Below are 13,541 nucleotides of genomic sequence, written 5' to 3'. Positions count from 1 at the left end.
TCTCCATTTAGCTGTTTTCGAGCGCGCGCCGTTTCGCCTCGGCGTCGATGGTCTCCGCGAGATCCGCGTGCCGCGCATGGGCCGCTTTGGTCATGTTGCGGCCGGCCGTGGCGGCCGCGAACTGGGCCAGAGCGGAGATCATCGGCTTGGACATGCGGGAAGGCGGCTCGGTTCCGGCTCTTACGGTCCCGGCTGGGACGTCGGCGCCAAAGTGCCCGCCCGGGTCGAGGCCGTCAACGACGGGCCCGGGCCCAGGCGTCGTCGAAAAACAGGCCGAGGGCCGATGAGAAAGGCCGGCTGGGGCCGCTACCTGAAATGCGGCGGCTCGTCGTAACCGCGGCGGCTGCTGAAAAACAGCAGCACCATCAGTCCGATGCCGATAATGATGGAAAATCCCGCGCCCAGTGCCAGCGCCACATAGCCTTCCGTCGGGATCGGCTCACCTTCGACCGCCATTGCGGAGTAAGCGAAGTAGCCGGCCGCCGCCAGCATTCCCAGGAGGAGGACGACGAGGAGTGCACGCATGCTGCGGTCTCCGGTTGTAACCGGAAACCAACGGTTGCAGATCGCGGCGGTTCCCGAATTTCGCCCCGTGCTAGACGGGGAACCCGGCAGGGCTCCGGGCGAGCTGCATCGGCTCCTTCAGGCGCTCTGGGCGGTCTTCACCACCACGACATTGCTCTCATCGTGCTGGGCAGGACCCGCCTCGCGGGGCGCCTTTTCGGCCTCGGCGGCATGACGTTTCAGATAGCCGCGACGCATGCCGATTTCGTCGCGGACGAATTCGTAGCCGAGCTTGAAGGTGTCGAGCCCGTCAGTACTGATCGTGCCGTCGCGCAAGCCGATGACGGCGCGGCGCAAGATCCCCTCCAATTCGTCCTGGAGACATTCGAGCTGATCCAGAGAGTGGGCGTGCTCGATCCGCTCGCCGATGTCGAGGATGGCTGTGGAGAGCTCGCTGGCCTTCTCGGGCGCGATGCGGGTGATCTTGGCGTAGATCGCGGCGAAGATCGAGCCGATGACGCTGAGCGCGACGGCGCCCAGATACATCAGGTCGCTGTACTTATCCATGAACGACTTGGTGTCGTCGTTGATGTAGTCGGCCGCGCCCTGATGCGCGATCACGAAGGCGTCCTTCTCGACCGAAGCCGGCTCTATTCTGGTGGCAAAGCCATTGTCGAGCCCGAGCGCTGATTTGTTTTCATAGATGATGCGTGCGAGCTCGCCTGCCGTGCTCGGCGACATTCTGGATTGCGCGACCAGCAGCCATTCGAGCCCGATCGTGTCGAGATCGTCTTCGGGAATTTGCGGCGAGGCCGACAGCGTGCCCGCCGCCAGCGTCTCGCTGGAAATGCCCGGCAATCTCCGCGCCAGCACCTTGGCCTCGTCGATCGCGTTGAGCGTGAAGCCGCCGCGCTTGGCGGCCAGCTCATAGGTCTTGTCCCGCACTGCCCTGGAGGCATGGACGATGGCGATCACCGCGCCGAAGCCGTTTGGCGCTGCAAACAGCTTGTCGAGCGTCGAGCCCTGCGGCGCCATCTGGATTTTTGCGGCGTCCGGACCGTCGGGGATGTCGAGGATGCTGCGGACGAAAGCGAGGGACGACTCGTTCTCGGCGACGACCGCGACCTTTTTCTTCCTCAACTCGGCGATCGACTTGATCTTCTTGCTGCCGGGACCGAGCAGAAGCACGAGATCGTGTTCGAGGATCGCGAGCGTGCGCGCCCGCAGCGGCACCTTGGCGTCGGTGCGCAGGACGGCAAGGTCGGCCTCCTTGCGGTCGAACTGTGCGAGCGCCTTGGCATTGTCCGCGTTGTTGACGATCTTGATCCGGAAGCGCGAGGCGTTGGTCTTCAGCACGGTGGCGAACTTGGCCGCGAACAGCGCCTCGTCGCTGTTGGGAGCGCTGACGGCAAAAGTCAGCGTTTCCGAATTGTGCAGCATGGCGCGGCCGCCCCAGACAGTGGCGAGCGACAACAACAGGGTCAGCACGACGTAGAGAAAGACCTGCTGCTGATTGGTCTTGATGACCTTGGGACGCCGGGGCGGCGGCTCGGTCGGTGATGAAATGGGGCCTTCAGTACTCATGGCAGCACTCGGGCCTTATTCTTTAGGTGGCCGGCGGCTCGCGGACGTGGTCGCGGCGGGCGCCTCTGCAATTCATAAACATCTGAAAAAAGAACGATATTCGCTGCCGTCAATGATAGCGCGAAGGCAGCGGAAAGCAAATTTCGAGCCGGAGGTAACCTTACTCCAGGCCGCCGCGGCGATTAGTCATCCTATCACAAGTTAGCCACACTTGGCGATTTTCCGGTTCCCCCCGGCTGCATTCCGCCGCGGGAGATGTCATAAATCGCGCGTCCCGGCGATTTGACCGGTCCAAGAAGAAGTTGCGCTGAACGCTCCAATTTTTCTTGTCACGTCAATGAGGGCGTCAGCTTGTCGTTTCCACCCATGTCATCGGCGGTTCCGGTCGAAGCGCTCATTGGCTGGATGTTGCTGCTCACCTTCAAGCACATCATCGCCGATTTCGTCCTCCAGACCGCCTGGATGGCGCACGGCAAGGACCAGAAGCATGGCTGGGCCCTGCCACTTCTGGTGCACTGCCTCGTTCATCTTGCGGTTGCGTTGCCGCTGATCCTGATCGTGGCGCCGAAATTCTGGTTTGTGGCGCTGATCGATTTCGTGATCCACATCACGATCGACCGCGCCAAAGGGTTCGTCTCGGCCAATTTCGGGGTCGACCTTGCGCATCCCTGGTTCTGGACCTTGATCGGCGTCGACCAGGCCCTGCATCACCTCTCCGGCTTCGGCCTCTCCATCTATATGGCGGCGAACTGAGGCTGGCCCGCACCCGTCATTTCCGTGTTCTCGCTTCGCGAGCCCGGAATGATGGCAGTCGGCAAAGCCGCCGCCTGATTCGCGGCCAGGGCGCAACCACCCCGGGTGACTACCGGGCAGCGTGGTTAACCTTTCATTAGAGAATTGCGCTGCATCTTCGCCGTACGAGGGAGAACTGCAATGTTTTCAAGCCGCGATTCCATTGAAAGCGATTTCTGCCCGGTCCGCGACGAGCTCCTTGGCGAGATGTATCGCGCCAGCGAGAGTGGCCTGCCGAGGTTGGTCGAGAGTGTTTCCCCTGACGCGCGCGCCAGGCTGGCGCTGTTCTGCTATCGCCGCAGCCATCTGCATTCGCTGGCGGTCGCGATCGCCGGAAGCTGCAGCGAGCGCGACCTGATCGAGAATGGTGGCCGCGTCGGCTCGACGCTGTACGCGCTGGCGCGCGAAGGCACGGCGAAATCCTCGCCGTCGCTGTCGGGCGGCCGCAAGCCGATCACGCTGTCGACCAAGCCGCTCTCGGTGCTCGCACCGCTCGAGGACGAATTCGACGACGAGATCAGCGAAGCCGTTCCGGCCTAAGCGGCCTCTATCGCCGGCAACCCGAACTTCCGCCGCGCCATCGCGCATTCGGCGTCGCCCGGCATGCAGGTGCGGCACACCTCCGGCCGCAGCGCATAGATGCCGCAGGCGGTCGCTTTCCCAATTTCCCCCTGCAGGGCCGAGCAGCGATCGCCCTCGCAACGCATGCCGGATTGGCGTTCGTTGACCAGCGTCTCCGGAATCGCTGCAAGCTCCTCGTCGCTCTCGATCGAGAAGCGCGGCCAGTTGGCCGAATAGCCGCAGCACGCGCCGCAATTCTGGCAACAGCTCGACGGATCGGTGGGGGAGTGCTCTTCCATCATCGTCACGTATTCTTCAAGTATCTTTGGGAGGGCCCCAGACCAGGCTCTGCCGCCATCTTGCGCGCAGCACGTCGCGTCGTTCCGGATATTTCTCGTCGAGATAGTTCGCCTCCACGACGCGGTCGGTGCGGAAGCTGCGGAAGTCGCCGCGCAGCTCGCACCAGGCTGCGAGCAGCCTCACGGCTTCGAGATAGCCGACCGAGATCGGCCAGATCATGCGCTCGCTGGCGCGGCCCTGCTCGTCGCGATAGCGAAGCATGATCTTCTTGCCTTCGTGGATCTGAGTGCGCGTGCGCGCCATGTCCAGCCGGTCCGGCTCCCTGTTCCAGCTTGGCCGCGCGCGGCTCGCCGGCTCCAGCACGAAGGGCCGCAGGCGCTCGGGGACGGTATCGGCGATCTTGGCCATCAGGTCTTCGGCGGCGCGTGCCAGCGCGGAGTCGGCGTGGCCCGCCACCCATTGCGCGCCCAGCACAGCCGCCTCGATCTCGTCGGGTGTCAGCATCAAGGGCGGCAGGTCAAAACCCTTTTCCAGGATGTAGCCCATGCCGGCTTCGCCGCGGATCGGCACGCGCTGACCGATCAGCGTGGCGATATCGCGATAGATCGTGCGCTTCGAGGTCTCGAGCTCGGCCGCGATGGCATCCGCCGTCAGCGGCTTACGCGTGCGCCTCAGCACCTGGATGATTTGAAACAGCCGGTCGGCGCGTCTCATGAGTGGTCCCTTGTCGGTGATCTTTTCAGAAGGCGGCGCGCGGCTGCTGACAGGATGTTGGCAGCAGGGGGGTTCTATACCGGGACAACACATCGACTGAAGAGGATTTGTCCATGATCATTCCAACCCATTTCGGCCCGGCCGTTCCGTTGTGGCGCGCCCAGATGTGGCAGGCCCGGAATTGGCAAGCATTGGCGCTCAGCCGCCTCGCTTCGCTCGATCTCATGGCCGTCGACCTCCGATTGGCGCTCGCGAGCGTGGTGACACGTTCGCTGGTCCAGGCCGCCGACGCGCTGGTGCGGCATGTGATGGGCCGCGCCTGGCGAGGCGCCCGCTTCGCAGAAGATATCACGGCTGCTGCCACCATGGTGGCAGCAGCCGGTCGCTAGGTTCCGTCTTCGAGAGGTTCAGGAGAGCACGCATGATCACGCTTTACGGCTTTGGCGCCGGCTTTGGCCTGCCGGAAATCAGCCCCTTCGTCACCAAGACCGAGGTGCAGCTCAAGATGGCGGGATTGCCCTACCGGAAGGAGCGGGCGATGCCGCCGGCCTCGCCCAAGGGGCAACTGCCGTTCATCGACGACGGCGGTGAGGCGGTGGCCGATTCCACCTTCATCCGCGCCCATATCGAGCGGCGCTACGGCTTCGATTTCGACGCCGGCCTGTCGCTGGCCGAGCGCGCCCAGGCCTGGGCGTTCGAACGGATGATCGAGCACCACGTCTATTGGGGATTGGTCGGGGCGCGCTGGGTCGACCCGGTCAATTTCGCCAAGGGGCCTGCCCACTTCTTCGACGGCGCACCGGAGCACAACCGCGAGAAGCTGCGAGAGGATGCGCAATTCCGCGTCGCCGAGAACTATCTGCTCTCGGGCCTTGGCCGCCACGCGCCCGATGACGACGTCGACCTCGCGGTGCGTTCGCTGTTCGCATTGTCGGTGCAACTCGGCGACAAGGCGTACCTGATGGGCAACAGGCCCTGCGGCGTCGATGCCACGGCCTTCGGCATGCTGGCCGGTATCCTCTCGCCCTTCTTCGAATCGATTCTGCGCGAGCGCGCCGAAGGCTTTCCGAACCTCACGGCTTACGTCGACCGCATGATGGACGATTACTATCCTGAGTTCGCCTGGACCCCGCTGCGGCAGGCGGCTTGACGCTCGTAGGACGGAAGCCTGTTAACGACGCCGGCAGCTCAGCGTAAAGCACAAAACAAAAGAGCCGGCCCTCGGGCCGGCTCTCGTCGTCACAGAAGTCTCGCTTGCTGTTACTTCACCAGCGTGTACTTGCCGTTCTTCACCGTCAGCAGGATGCGCGAACGCTCGTCGAGGCCATAGCGGTCCTTTTCGGTGAAATTGTAGACGCCCTGGCTCGCCGCCAGCTCCTTCTCCGTCAGCAGTGCCTGGCGGATCGCTTCGCGGAATTCCGGCGTGCCCGGCTTGGCCGTCTTCAATGCCGCCGGAATGATGCGCTTGAGGATCTCGAACGCATCGTAGGAATGGCCGGCGAACTGGCTGCGGCTGTTCGGACCGTACTTGGCTTCATAGGCCGAGTTGAGGGCGAGGCCCGGCTTCTTGGTGAGCGCGGTGTCCGGCTGGTCCTCGGGATCCATGACGGGGCCGGAGGCCATCAGCACGCCCTCGGCCGCTTTGCCGGCGATGCGGATGAAGTCCATGCTGGCCGCGCCGTGGGTCTGGTAGATCAGGCCCTGATAGCCACGCTCACGCAGCTCGGTCTGCGGCAGGGCGGCCGCGGTGCCGGAGGCGCCGACCAGGATCGCGTCGGGATTGGCGGCAACGAGCTTGAGCACCTGTCCGGTCACCGAGGTGTCGGGACGGGCGAAGCGCTCCTCGTCGACGATGGTCATGCCCATCGGCACGGCCTGGGCCTTGAGGTCGTTGAACCAGAGGTCGCCGTAGGAGTCGGAATAGCCGATATAGCCGAGCGTCTTCACGCCCTTGGACTTCATGTGTTCGTACAGCACCTTGCCCACGATCGGGATCGGCTGCGGCATCGCCACCGACCACTTCATGCGCTCGGGGGTGATCGGGAAGGGCGCGAGGCCGAAATGCGGGATGCCGGCTTCGTTGGCGACGTTGGAGACCGCGATCGTCGGCGGCGTCAGCGCCGAGCCCATGATGATGTCGGCTTTGGATTCGGTCACGAAGCGGCGGGCGTTGGTCGTCGCGGTGGTGGGATCGCCGCCGTCGTCGAGCACGATCACCTTGAGCGGTACGCCGCCGATCTCTTTCGGCACGAACTCCAGCGCGTTGCGCTCGGGAATGCCCAGCGCTGCGCCGGGGCCGGTCGTGGTGGTGGTGATGCCGATGGTGACTTCGCTGGTCTGAGCCAGCGCGGGCAGGGCCGGCAGGGCCAGTGTCGCCGCGGTGATGGCGGCAGTCAGGTAAAAGCGTTTCATCTATTCCTCCCTTTACGTGTTTCCTTGAAAGCAGAAATCGGGGGGTAATTCAGCCCCCTCTTTTGGTGATGCGGCGATTTAGCTTCCCGTGAACTTGGCTACCATTTCCGCCGGGAATGGTGCCGATTTCAGCTTGTCGGAGTTAACGGGATCGCGGCCGACCAGAACGCGGGTTTCGAAACCCTCGATCGCCAGCGCATCGTCCTTGTAGACATTGTGCTTCACCTCGAAGCTCGAGCGCTTGATGCTCTCGATCTTGGTTTCGATGGTGATCCAGTCGCCATAGGTCGACGGGATGTAGAACTTGGCCCGCGTGTCGACCATGGGAATCCCCACCAGGCCGTATTTGCGGACCAGGTCCTGCTTGGAGAAGCCGGCGACCTCGAACAGGGTCGAGGTCGAATCGTCGAACATCGCGAAATAGCGCGGGTAGTAAACGATGTTGGCGGGGTCGCAATCACCCCACTGGATCTGGACGTCGCGCCGGTTCACGAACATGCGCGGTGCCTTATTTCGGCGCCATGCGCAGCGAGCCGTCGAGGCGCACCACTTCGCCGTTCAGGTACGCATTCTCGACCATGTGCAGCGCAAGCGCGGCGAACTCGTCGGCCTGGCCGAGCCGGCGCGGGAACGGGATCGCGGCGGCGAGCGAGTCCTGGGCTTCCTGCGGCAGGTTCGCGAGCAGCGGCGTCAGGAATAGGCCGGGCGCGATGGTCAGCACGCGGACGCCGAACTGCGCGAGCTCGCGCGCGATCGGCAGCGTCATGCCGACGATGCCGCCCTTCGAAGCCGAATAGGCGGATTGGCCGATCTGGCCGTCATAGGCGGCAACGGAAGCGGTGTTGATGATGACGCCGCGCTCGCCGGTTGCCTGCGGCTCCAGCTTTGACATCTCGGTCGCGGCCAGGCGCAACATGTTGAAGGTGCCGATCAGATTGACCTTGATCACCTTGTCGAAATCCGCGAGCGCCATCGGGCCGTCGCGGCCGACCACGCGCTTGGCGACGCCGATGCCGGCGCAATTGACCAGCACACGGGCCGGGCCATGGGCTTTCGCAGCCTGCGCGACCGCGGCCTCGGCAGAGGCGGCATCGGAGACATCGCAAGTCACGGCCACGCCCTTGATCTCGGCGGCAACCGTCTCGGCAAGCTTGGCATTGAGATCGCACACCGCGACCTTGGCGCCCTGCGCCGCCAGCTTTCGCGCAGTGGCAGCGCCGAGCCCCGATGCACCGCCGGTGACGATGGCTGCCTGATCCTTCAACAACATGGCGTTCTCCTGTGGCGTTGGTTTCTTACCCGACCGATATCACACGGTCCGACGGATTGGCAGCGTAGAGCTCCTCGATCAGCGCGGCGCGATGCTCGAGCACCGCGCGCTGGTTGATCGAGCCCTTGTCGGTGACCTCGCCCTTGTCGATGGAGAGCGGCGCGTCCATCAGGATCGCGCGCGTGATCCGCGTCGAGGATCCCGTGGCCTGGCTGAGGAAGCGCGTCAGGCGCTCGCGAAAGGCGTCGCGCACCAGCCGGTCGCGCGTCGCGACGACGAGGTCGTCGGTCGGCAGCGTCGGGTTGATCAGCCGGCAACCGTCGAGGTCGAGCACGACCAGCGCGGAGACCTCGTCGCGGTTGATGCCGGCGATGACGACGTCGCGCACCAGCGGCGCACAGGCCGCGGTGAGGCGCGCGCGTAAGGGGCCGACGCTGACCCAGGTACCGCTGGCGAGCTTGAAGTCTTCACCGACACGGCCGTCGAAATCGAACCCGGCGTTGAGATCGTCGGGATCGGCGGGCTTGAGCGCATCCCCCATCTTGTAGAATCCTTCTTCGTCGAAGGATTTCGCGCTGATGTCGGGCTGGCGCCAGTAACCGGGCATGACGTTCGGCCCCTTGGCGCGCACTTCCAGCTTGCCGTTGTTCGGCACGAGCTTGGCGTCGTTGCCCGAAACAGGCAGGCCGACATGGCCGGAGCGGCTGGTGCGTGGATTGACTGACATGAAGAACGGCGCAGTTTCGGTTGCCCCCAAGCCGGTCAGCATCGGCACGCGGTAGCCCTTTTCCTTCACAGCGAGCTCGTCGAGGCTGTCCCAGATGAACGGTGACAGCGCGGCGCCCGAGAAGAACATCGCATGCAGCCGGTCGAAGAACTTTGCCCGCAGGCCCTGGTCGTCGCGCAAATAGGGCAGTAGCGATTCATAACCCTTGGGCACGTTGAAATAGACCGTCGGCGAGATCTCCTGGAGATTGCGCACGGTCTCCTCGATGCCCCCGGGCATCGGCTTGCCGGCGTCCAGATACATCGAACCGCCATTGTAGAGCGTTAGGCCGATATTGTGGTTGCCGCCGAAGGTGTGATTCCAGGGCAGCCAGTCGATGATGACGGGCGGCTCGTCCTTCAGGAAGGCAAGCGTCTCGCGCAGCATCACCTGGTTGGCGCAGATCATGCGCTGGGTGTTGATGACGGCCTTGGGGTTGCCGGTCGAACCCGAGGTCAGCAGGAATTTCGCGATCGTGTCAGGGCCTATCCTGCCATGGACGTCGTCGAGATCGCTGCGGATCGGCGTCGCCATGAGGTCGGCGAGCAGGGTGACGTCGCGGCCCGGCACGTGGCCATAGGACGCCGCGATCTCGGTGCCGAGCGAGACATTGGCGGTGAGCGCATCGGCGAATCTGTCGGCATCCTCGGCAAAAACGAGGCCGGGCGTCAGCAGCTTCATCAGGTAAGACAGCTTGCCGTAATCCTTCGACACCAGCGAATAAGCCGGCGACACCGGGCAGAACGGGATGCCGGCATAGAACGCGCCGAACGCAAGCAACGCATGGTCGATCGAGTTGCCGGAGAGGATCACCACCGGCCGCTCCGCCGACAGGCCGCGCGCAATCAGGCTCGAAGCGATGTGCCGGCTCGCGGTGAGCAGCTCGGCGTAAGTGATCTTGCGCCAGCCGCGGCCGCCCTCGCGCTCGGCCATGAAGACGCGGTCCGGCGTGGTCTTGGCCCAATGATGCAGGCGGTCGGTGATGCGGACGGGATAGTCGCCGAGCGGCTGTTTGGGCCGCAGGTAGATCGTGCCGTCGTCGCGGCGCTCGATGTTGACGACGGGATCGCCGAACGAGATGGGCCGCAGCGGGAAAGTGCTCGCGCCGCGCTCCGTGCTGGAAGAGGACGGCTGCGCGCTCATGATTTTGGCTTCACCTTTGCGGTCTTGTGCTCGAGGAATTCGCGGATCCTGCGTTTCGCCTCTTTGTCGCTCTGCGCCACGGTCGCCATCAGCGATTCCATCAAGAGGCCGGTCTGCGGATTGGCCTCCGCGATCATCGGCAGCGCCTGGAGCACGGCGAAATTCGTCAGCGGCGCGTTGGAGGCGACCTTGGTCGCGAGCTCCAGCGCCTTGCCGAGGGCGTTGCCGGCTTCCGTCACATATTGCGCGAAGCCGTAGGAGGCGCCTTCGGTGGCGCTATAGACGCGCCCTGTCAGCATCATGTCCATCATCCTGGCGACGCCGATCAGCCGGGGCAGCCGCACCGAGCCGCCGCCGCCGACGAAGATGCCGCGTTGCCCCTCCGGCAGCGCGAAATAGGTCGAGGGCTCGGCGACGCGGATATGCGCCGAGCAGGCAAGCTCCAGCCCGCCGCCGATCACCGCACCCCTGAGGGCCGCGATCACGGGCACGCGGCTGTACTGGATGCGGTCGAACACCCGGTGCCACATCTGGGAATGGAGCAGTCCGCCGGTCGCGTCATGCTCGGTCAGCTCGGAGAGATCCAGGCCACTGGAGAAATGATCGCCGATGCCGTGGATGACGACCGCGCCGATATCCTCGGGCAGCGACGCGAAACACTCGCCGATTTCCAGGATGATGCCGTCGTTGAGCGCATTGCGCTTGGCCGGCCGGTTCAGACCCACGGTCAGAACCCGGTCGGCCCGCTCGATCTTCAGCAGCCCGGAGGCGCCCGCGGCAGCGGTCTCGGCGTTTCCCTGTGTCATTTGCGTCCTTGTCAGAATAGTTATGTTGTATAACGAATTCTGGGGGAGTCAATATGCCGGAGCCAATCATATGGCCGAGACCGTGCCTCAAACTCTGTGTCGTCCCTGCGAACGCAGGGACCCATAACCCCAGGAAATTGTTTGGCGAAGACCCGTTGTTCGGTATTCCTGCCGGTCGCAATCGATAAATCGAGCGGTATGGGTCCCTGCGTTCGCAGGGACGACAGCTGAGCGCTGGGCGCGGGCTCGGACCCTACGTCGCCTCACATCACCTGATGCACGTCGATCACCACCCGGTCCGCATGCCGCGCCGCCGAGCCGACGAAAATGTGCTCCATCAGCCAGCGATATTTCTCGTGCCCGGTCTCGAACCGCGGCACGGTGCGGAAATAGATCAGCTTGGGATCGACCGGCTCGCCGCGCTTGAGCTTCTGCAGCAGTTCGACCGGGCCGAAGCGCATGCCCTTGTTCTCGACATAGATGATCGCGCCGTCATCGGTCTCGAAGGCGTATTTCGCCTCGAGATCGATCAGCTCATTGGGGCGGATGGTCTGGAAATCGGCGCCGAACGGAAGCACTCTGCCATTGATCGCGCCCGTCACCTCACCGCCGACGATCGGAATGATGCGGCGCACCCCGATGCCGGTCTCGCCGGCGGTGACGACATCGCCGATGCGGGCGGTGACGGTGAAGACGTATCTGGTCTCAAGCGTCGGTGTGGTCATCGCTTCCCCTCATCAATGCGCCATCATCCGTGTCGGCAGCCAGGTCGCCAGCAGCGGGAACGCGATCAGGATCACGAGGCGCACGACGTCCGTTGCCACGAACGGGCTTACGCCCTTGAAGATGGTGGAGAAGGAGACGCCCTTCACCACACTTTTTATGACGAAGACATTCATGCCCACCGGCGGAGTGATCAGGCCGAGCTCGACGGTCACGACGATGATGACGCCGAACCAGATCGGGTCGAAGCCGAGATGCATGATGACAGGGAAGACGATCGGCACGGTCAGGATGATCATCGCCATCGCATCCATCAGGCAGCCGAGCGCGAGATACATCACCATGATCAGCGCCAGCACGCCGTAGGGACCTAGGCCAAGGCCGGTCAGAAATTCCGTGACCTTCTGCGGCGTCTGCGTCACCGTCAGGAAATAGCCGAAGATCAGCGCGCCGATCAGCACGGTAAAGACGGCGGCCGCGGTGCGCGTCGCCTGCAGTAGCGAGGCCAGCACCTTCTCGCGGTCCAGCCGGCCCGTCACCACGCCGATGATGAAGGCGCCGGTGGCGCCGACGCCGCCGGCTTCCGTCGGCGTGAAGCGCGGCAGGAAGGGCAGACCGTAGAGGCCGCCGATCACGAATATGAACAGCAGAACCGGAGCCCAGATGTCCTTCAATCCGGCGAAGCGCTCGCGCCAGGGTGTCACCTTGCCCTTCGGCAGGAAGTCAGGGCGGAAATAACCGATCAGGAAGATCGTCAGCATGTACATTGTCATCGCGAGCAGGCCCGGGATTATGCCGGCGATGAACAGCTTTCCGATGTCCTGCTCGGTGATGATGCCGTACACCGCAAGCACGGTGGAGGGCGGCAGCATCGCACCCAACGTGCCGCCGGCCGCGATCACGCCCGTGGCAAAGGACTGCGGGTAGCCGAAGCGCCGCATTTCCGGATAAGCGACCGCGGAGAAGGTTGCGGCCGTAGCGACCGAGGAGCCGCAGATCGCGGCAAAGCCGCCGCAGGCGCCGACGGTCGCGATGCCCAGCCCGCCGCGCAAATGGCCGACGAAGCCGTTGGCTGCGCGGAATAGCTCGCGGCTCATGCCGGAGTTGGTGACGAAGGCGCCCATCAGCAGGAACATCGGGATCACGCCGAAGGTGTAGTCGGTCACTGTTCGCATCGTGACCTGTCCGACCATCTTCAAGGCCGGCGTCGAGCCGACGAGATAGCTGAAGCCGCATACGCCAACGAGGCCCATTGCCATGCCGACCGGCACACGCAGCAGCATCAGGGCGAACAGGGCAACAAAGCCGATGACGGCGACGGCGTCGGTATCCATGCTTACTCCGTCACCTTGATTTTCGGTTCATGTATCTCTTCGGGATGGAAGATCAGGCGGTACGTGCGGATCGCGATCAACAGCACGGCGCAGACGTCGCCGATCCAGGCGACGAGGAAGAATGGCCATGTCGGCATGTGCAGGTCGAAGGTCTGAACATTGTCGTTGTAGGTCAGCCGGACCTTGTCGAACAGCGTCCAGGTCTGCACGGTGACGACGAACAGCAGCACCAGCGTCGCAAATATGTCGATCATGCGCTGGTAGCGCGGCCCGACATTGGCCCAGATCAGGTCCACGGTGATGTGGGTGCCGCGATAGGACGTCGCCGCGATGCCCCAGAAGATGAGGATGCCGAGTAGCATGCGGCCGATGTCGAAGCTGTCGGGGATCGAATAGTTCAGCGTGTTGCGCAGCAGCACCGACAGGAAGATATCGAGCGCGACGATGCCGACGAAGCCGGCCGCGATCCATTCGATCGAGTCGATCACGCGGTCCATCCAGGAGCGTCTTGTCGGCTGTGGCCCGTCGGGTTCTGTCATTGCTTGATCTCGACTCCAGCGGCGGTTCTTCGCTTCTCCCCGCGTGCGGGAAGAGCGGCATCGCATCGAAGACGCGATGCGGGTGAAGGGACC

At 64.0% G+C, this 13,541-nt stretch carries 17 protein-coding genes; 4 read left to right on the top strand and 13 right to left on the bottom strand.

The window, feature by feature from the left end; translation table 11 throughout:
• Positions 1-7: 7 nt before the first annotated feature.
• The 3 genes from RX330_RS32695 to RX330_RS32685 all read right to left on the bottom strand — a co-directional run bounded on the left by RX330_RS32695 (position 8) and on the right by RX330_RS32685 (position 2,088).
• The gene (locus RX330_RS32695; protein ID WP_317241216.1) at positions 8-154 is read right to left on the bottom strand and encodes a hypothetical protein; all 147 of its coding nucleotides are present in this window, start codon (positions 152-154) and stop codon (positions 8-10) included.
• 152 nt (positions 155-306) lie between these two features.
• Positions 307-525 (bottom strand): hypothetical protein, encoded by a 219-nt coding sequence (locus RX330_RS32690; protein WP_212087731.1) that lies wholly within the window; start codon positions 523-525, stop codon positions 307-309.
• A gap of 117 nt (positions 526-642) precedes the next feature.
• Positions 643-2,088 (bottom strand): TAXI family TRAP transporter solute-binding subunit, encoded by a 1,446-nt coding sequence (locus RX330_RS32685; RefSeq protein WP_212087733.1) that lies wholly within the window; start codon positions 2,086-2,088, stop codon positions 643-645.
• Positions 2,089-2,493: 405 nt separating this feature from the next.
• Between RX330_RS32685 and RX330_RS32680 the strand changes: the two genes are divergently transcribed.
• Positions 2,494-2,841, top strand: a complete 348-nt coding sequence (locus tag RX330_RS32680; protein WP_317244015.1) for a DUF3307 domain-containing protein — start codon at positions 2,494-2,496, stop codon at positions 2,839-2,841.
• Positions 2,842-3,021: 180 nt separating this feature from the next.
• Positions 3,022-3,420 carry a hypothetical protein gene (locus RX330_RS32675; protein ID WP_212087735.1) on the top strand — a complete coding sequence of 133 codons (399 nt, stop codon included), beginning with the start codon at positions 3,022-3,024 and terminating at the stop codon, positions 3,418-3,420.
• On the opposite strand, the gene RX330_RS32670 is transcribed toward RX330_RS32675, so the two are convergent.
• Entirely contained in the window at positions 3,417-3,740 is a 324-nt protein-coding gene (locus tag RX330_RS32670) for a YkgJ family cysteine cluster protein (RefSeq protein ID WP_317244014.1), read from the bottom strand. The genes RX330_RS32675 and RX330_RS32670 overlap by 4 nt on opposite strands.
• A 16-nt stretch (positions 3,741-3,756) precedes the next feature.
• Positions 3,757-4,455, bottom strand: coding sequence for a helix-turn-helix transcriptional regulator (locus RX330_RS32665; RefSeq protein ID WP_212087737.1), 699 nt, complete (start codon positions 4,453-4,455; stop codon positions 3,757-3,759).
• Between the two features lie 113 nt (positions 4,456-4,568).
• Here RX330_RS32665 and RX330_RS32660 point away from each other — a divergent pair, with 113 nt between their 5' ends.
• Together RX330_RS32660 and RX330_RS32655 are read left to right on the top strand one after the other, a co-directional pair.
• The gene (locus RX330_RS32660; RefSeq protein WP_212087739.1) at positions 4,569-4,844 is read left to right on the top strand and encodes a hypothetical protein; all 276 of its coding nucleotides are present in this window, start codon (positions 4,569-4,571) and stop codon (positions 4,842-4,844) included.
• Positions 4,845-4,876: 32 nt separating this feature from the next.
• Positions 4,877-5,605 carry a glutathione S-transferase family protein gene (locus RX330_RS32655; RefSeq protein ID WP_212087741.1) on the top strand — a complete coding sequence of 243 codons (729 nt, stop codon included), beginning with the start codon at positions 4,877-4,879 and terminating at the stop codon, positions 5,603-5,605.
• Positions 5,606-5,715: 110 nt separating this feature from the next.
• Here the strand turns inward: RX330_RS32655 and RX330_RS32650 are convergent, their stop codons facing one another.
• From RX330_RS32650 to RX330_RS32615, 8 genes are all read right to left on the bottom strand, one after another.
• On the bottom strand, positions 5,716-6,867 hold the full coding sequence (locus RX330_RS32650; protein ID WP_212087743.1) for an ABC transporter substrate-binding protein: 1,152 nt from the start codon (positions 6,865-6,867) through the stop codon (positions 5,716-5,718).
• 78 nt (positions 6,868-6,945) lie between these two features.
• Positions 6,946-7,365 carry an acyl-CoA thioesterase gene (locus RX330_RS32645; RefSeq protein ID WP_212087745.1) on the bottom strand — a complete coding sequence of 140 codons (420 nt, stop codon included), beginning with the start codon at positions 7,363-7,365 and terminating at the stop codon, positions 6,946-6,948.
• Between the two features lie 10 nt (positions 7,366-7,375).
• The gene (locus RX330_RS32640; RefSeq protein ID WP_317241215.1) at positions 7,376-8,137 is read right to left on the bottom strand and encodes an SDR family NAD(P)-dependent oxidoreductase; all 762 of its coding nucleotides are present in this window, start codon (positions 8,135-8,137) and stop codon (positions 7,376-7,378) included.
• Between the two features lie 25 nt (positions 8,138-8,162).
• The gene (locus RX330_RS32635; RefSeq protein ID WP_212087749.1) at positions 8,163-10,046 is read right to left on the bottom strand and encodes a feruloyl-CoA synthase; all 1,884 of its coding nucleotides are present in this window, start codon (positions 10,044-10,046) and stop codon (positions 8,163-8,165) included.
• Complete coding sequence (locus tag RX330_RS32630) at positions 10,043-10,852, bottom strand: crotonase/enoyl-CoA hydratase family protein (protein WP_317241214.1); 810 nt, start codon at positions 10,850-10,852, stop codon at positions 10,043-10,045. The genes RX330_RS32635 and RX330_RS32630 overlap by 4 nt, the downstream gene beginning before the upstream one ends.
• Positions 10,853-11,115: 263 nt before the next feature.
• Positions 11,116-11,577, bottom strand: coding sequence for a DUF3237 domain-containing protein (locus RX330_RS32625; RefSeq protein WP_212087753.1), 462 nt, complete (start codon positions 11,575-11,577; stop codon positions 11,116-11,118).
• Positions 11,578-11,589: 12 nt separating this feature from the next.
• On the bottom strand, positions 11,590-12,909 hold the full coding sequence (locus RX330_RS32620; RefSeq protein WP_317241213.1) for a TRAP transporter large permease: 1,320 nt from the start codon (positions 12,907-12,909) through the stop codon (positions 11,590-11,592).
• 2 nt (positions 12,910-12,911) lie between these two features.
• A complete protein-coding gene (locus RX330_RS32615) occupies positions 12,912-13,448 on the bottom strand; it encodes a TRAP transporter small permease (RefSeq protein ID WP_317241212.1) in 537 nt (178 codons plus the stop codon).
• Positions 13,449-13,541: the final 93 nt, after the last annotated feature.

The organism is Bradyrhizobium sp. NDS-1, assembly GCF_032918005.1.
GTDB lineage: Bacteria > Pseudomonadota > Alphaproteobacteria > Rhizobiales > Xanthobacteraceae > Bradyrhizobium > Bradyrhizobium tunisiense.
The sequence above is the reverse complement of the archived record's forward strand: the minus strand, read 5'-3'. Positions and strand labels throughout refer to the sequence as shown.

Coding starts and splice junctions, on each gene's coding strand:
- RX330_RS32695 (WP_317241216.1), bottom strand. CDS start 154: ATGTCCAAGCCGATGATCTCCGCTCTGGCCCAGTTCGCGGCCGCCACG.
- RX330_RS32690 (WP_212087731.1), bottom strand. CDS start 525: ATGCGTGCACTCCTCGTCGTCCTCCTCCTGGGAATGCTGGCGGCGGCC.
- RX330_RS32685 (WP_212087733.1), bottom strand. CDS start 2,088: ATGAGTACTGAAGGCCCCATTTCATCACCGACCGAGCCGCCGCCCCGG.
- RX330_RS32680 (WP_317244015.1), top strand. CDS start 2,494: ATGTTGCTGCTCACCTTCAAGCACATCATCGCCGATTTCGTCCTCCAG.
- RX330_RS32675 (WP_212087735.1), top strand. CDS start 3,022: ATGTTTTCAAGCCGCGATTCCATTGAAAGCGATTTCTGCCCGGTCCGC.
- RX330_RS32670 (WP_317244014.1), bottom strand. CDS start 3,740: ATGGAAGAGCACTCCCCCACCGATCCGTCGAGCTGTTGCCAGAATTGC.
- RX330_RS32665 (WP_212087737.1), bottom strand. CDS start 4,455: ATGAGACGCGCCGACCGGCTGTTTCAAATCATCCAGGTGCTGAGGCGC.
- RX330_RS32660 (WP_212087739.1), top strand. CDS start 4,569: ATGATCATTCCAACCCATTTCGGCCCGGCCGTTCCGTTGTGGCGCGCC.
- RX330_RS32655 (WP_212087741.1), top strand. CDS start 4,877: ATGATCACGCTTTACGGCTTTGGCGCCGGCTTTGGCCTGCCGGAAATC.
- RX330_RS32650 (WP_212087743.1), bottom strand. CDS start 6,867: ATGAAACGCTTTTACCTGACTGCCGCCATCACCGCGGCGACACTGGCC.
- RX330_RS32645 (WP_212087745.1), bottom strand. CDS start 7,365: ATGTTCGTGAACCGGCGCGACGTCCAGATCCAGTGGGGTGATTGCGAC.
- RX330_RS32640 (WP_317241215.1), bottom strand. CDS start 8,137: ATGTTGTTGAAGGATCAGGCAGCCATCGTCACCGGCGGTGCATCGGGG.
- RX330_RS32635 (WP_212087749.1), bottom strand. CDS start 10,046: ATGAGCGCGCAGCCGTCCTCTTCCAGCACGGAGCGCGGCGCGAGCACT.
- RX330_RS32630 (WP_317241214.1), bottom strand. CDS start 10,852: ATGACACAGGGAAACGCCGAGACCGCTGCCGCGGGCGCCTCCGGGCTG.
- RX330_RS32625 (WP_212087753.1), bottom strand. CDS start 11,577: ATGACCACACCGACGCTTGAGACCAGATACGTCTTCACCGTCACCGCC.
- RX330_RS32620 (WP_317241213.1), bottom strand. CDS start 12,909: ATGGATACCGACGCCGTCGCCGTCATCGGCTTTGTTGCCCTGTTCGCC.
- RX330_RS32615 (WP_317241212.1), bottom strand. CDS start 13,448: ATGACAGAACCCGACGGGCCACAGCCGACAAGACGCTCCTGGATGGAC.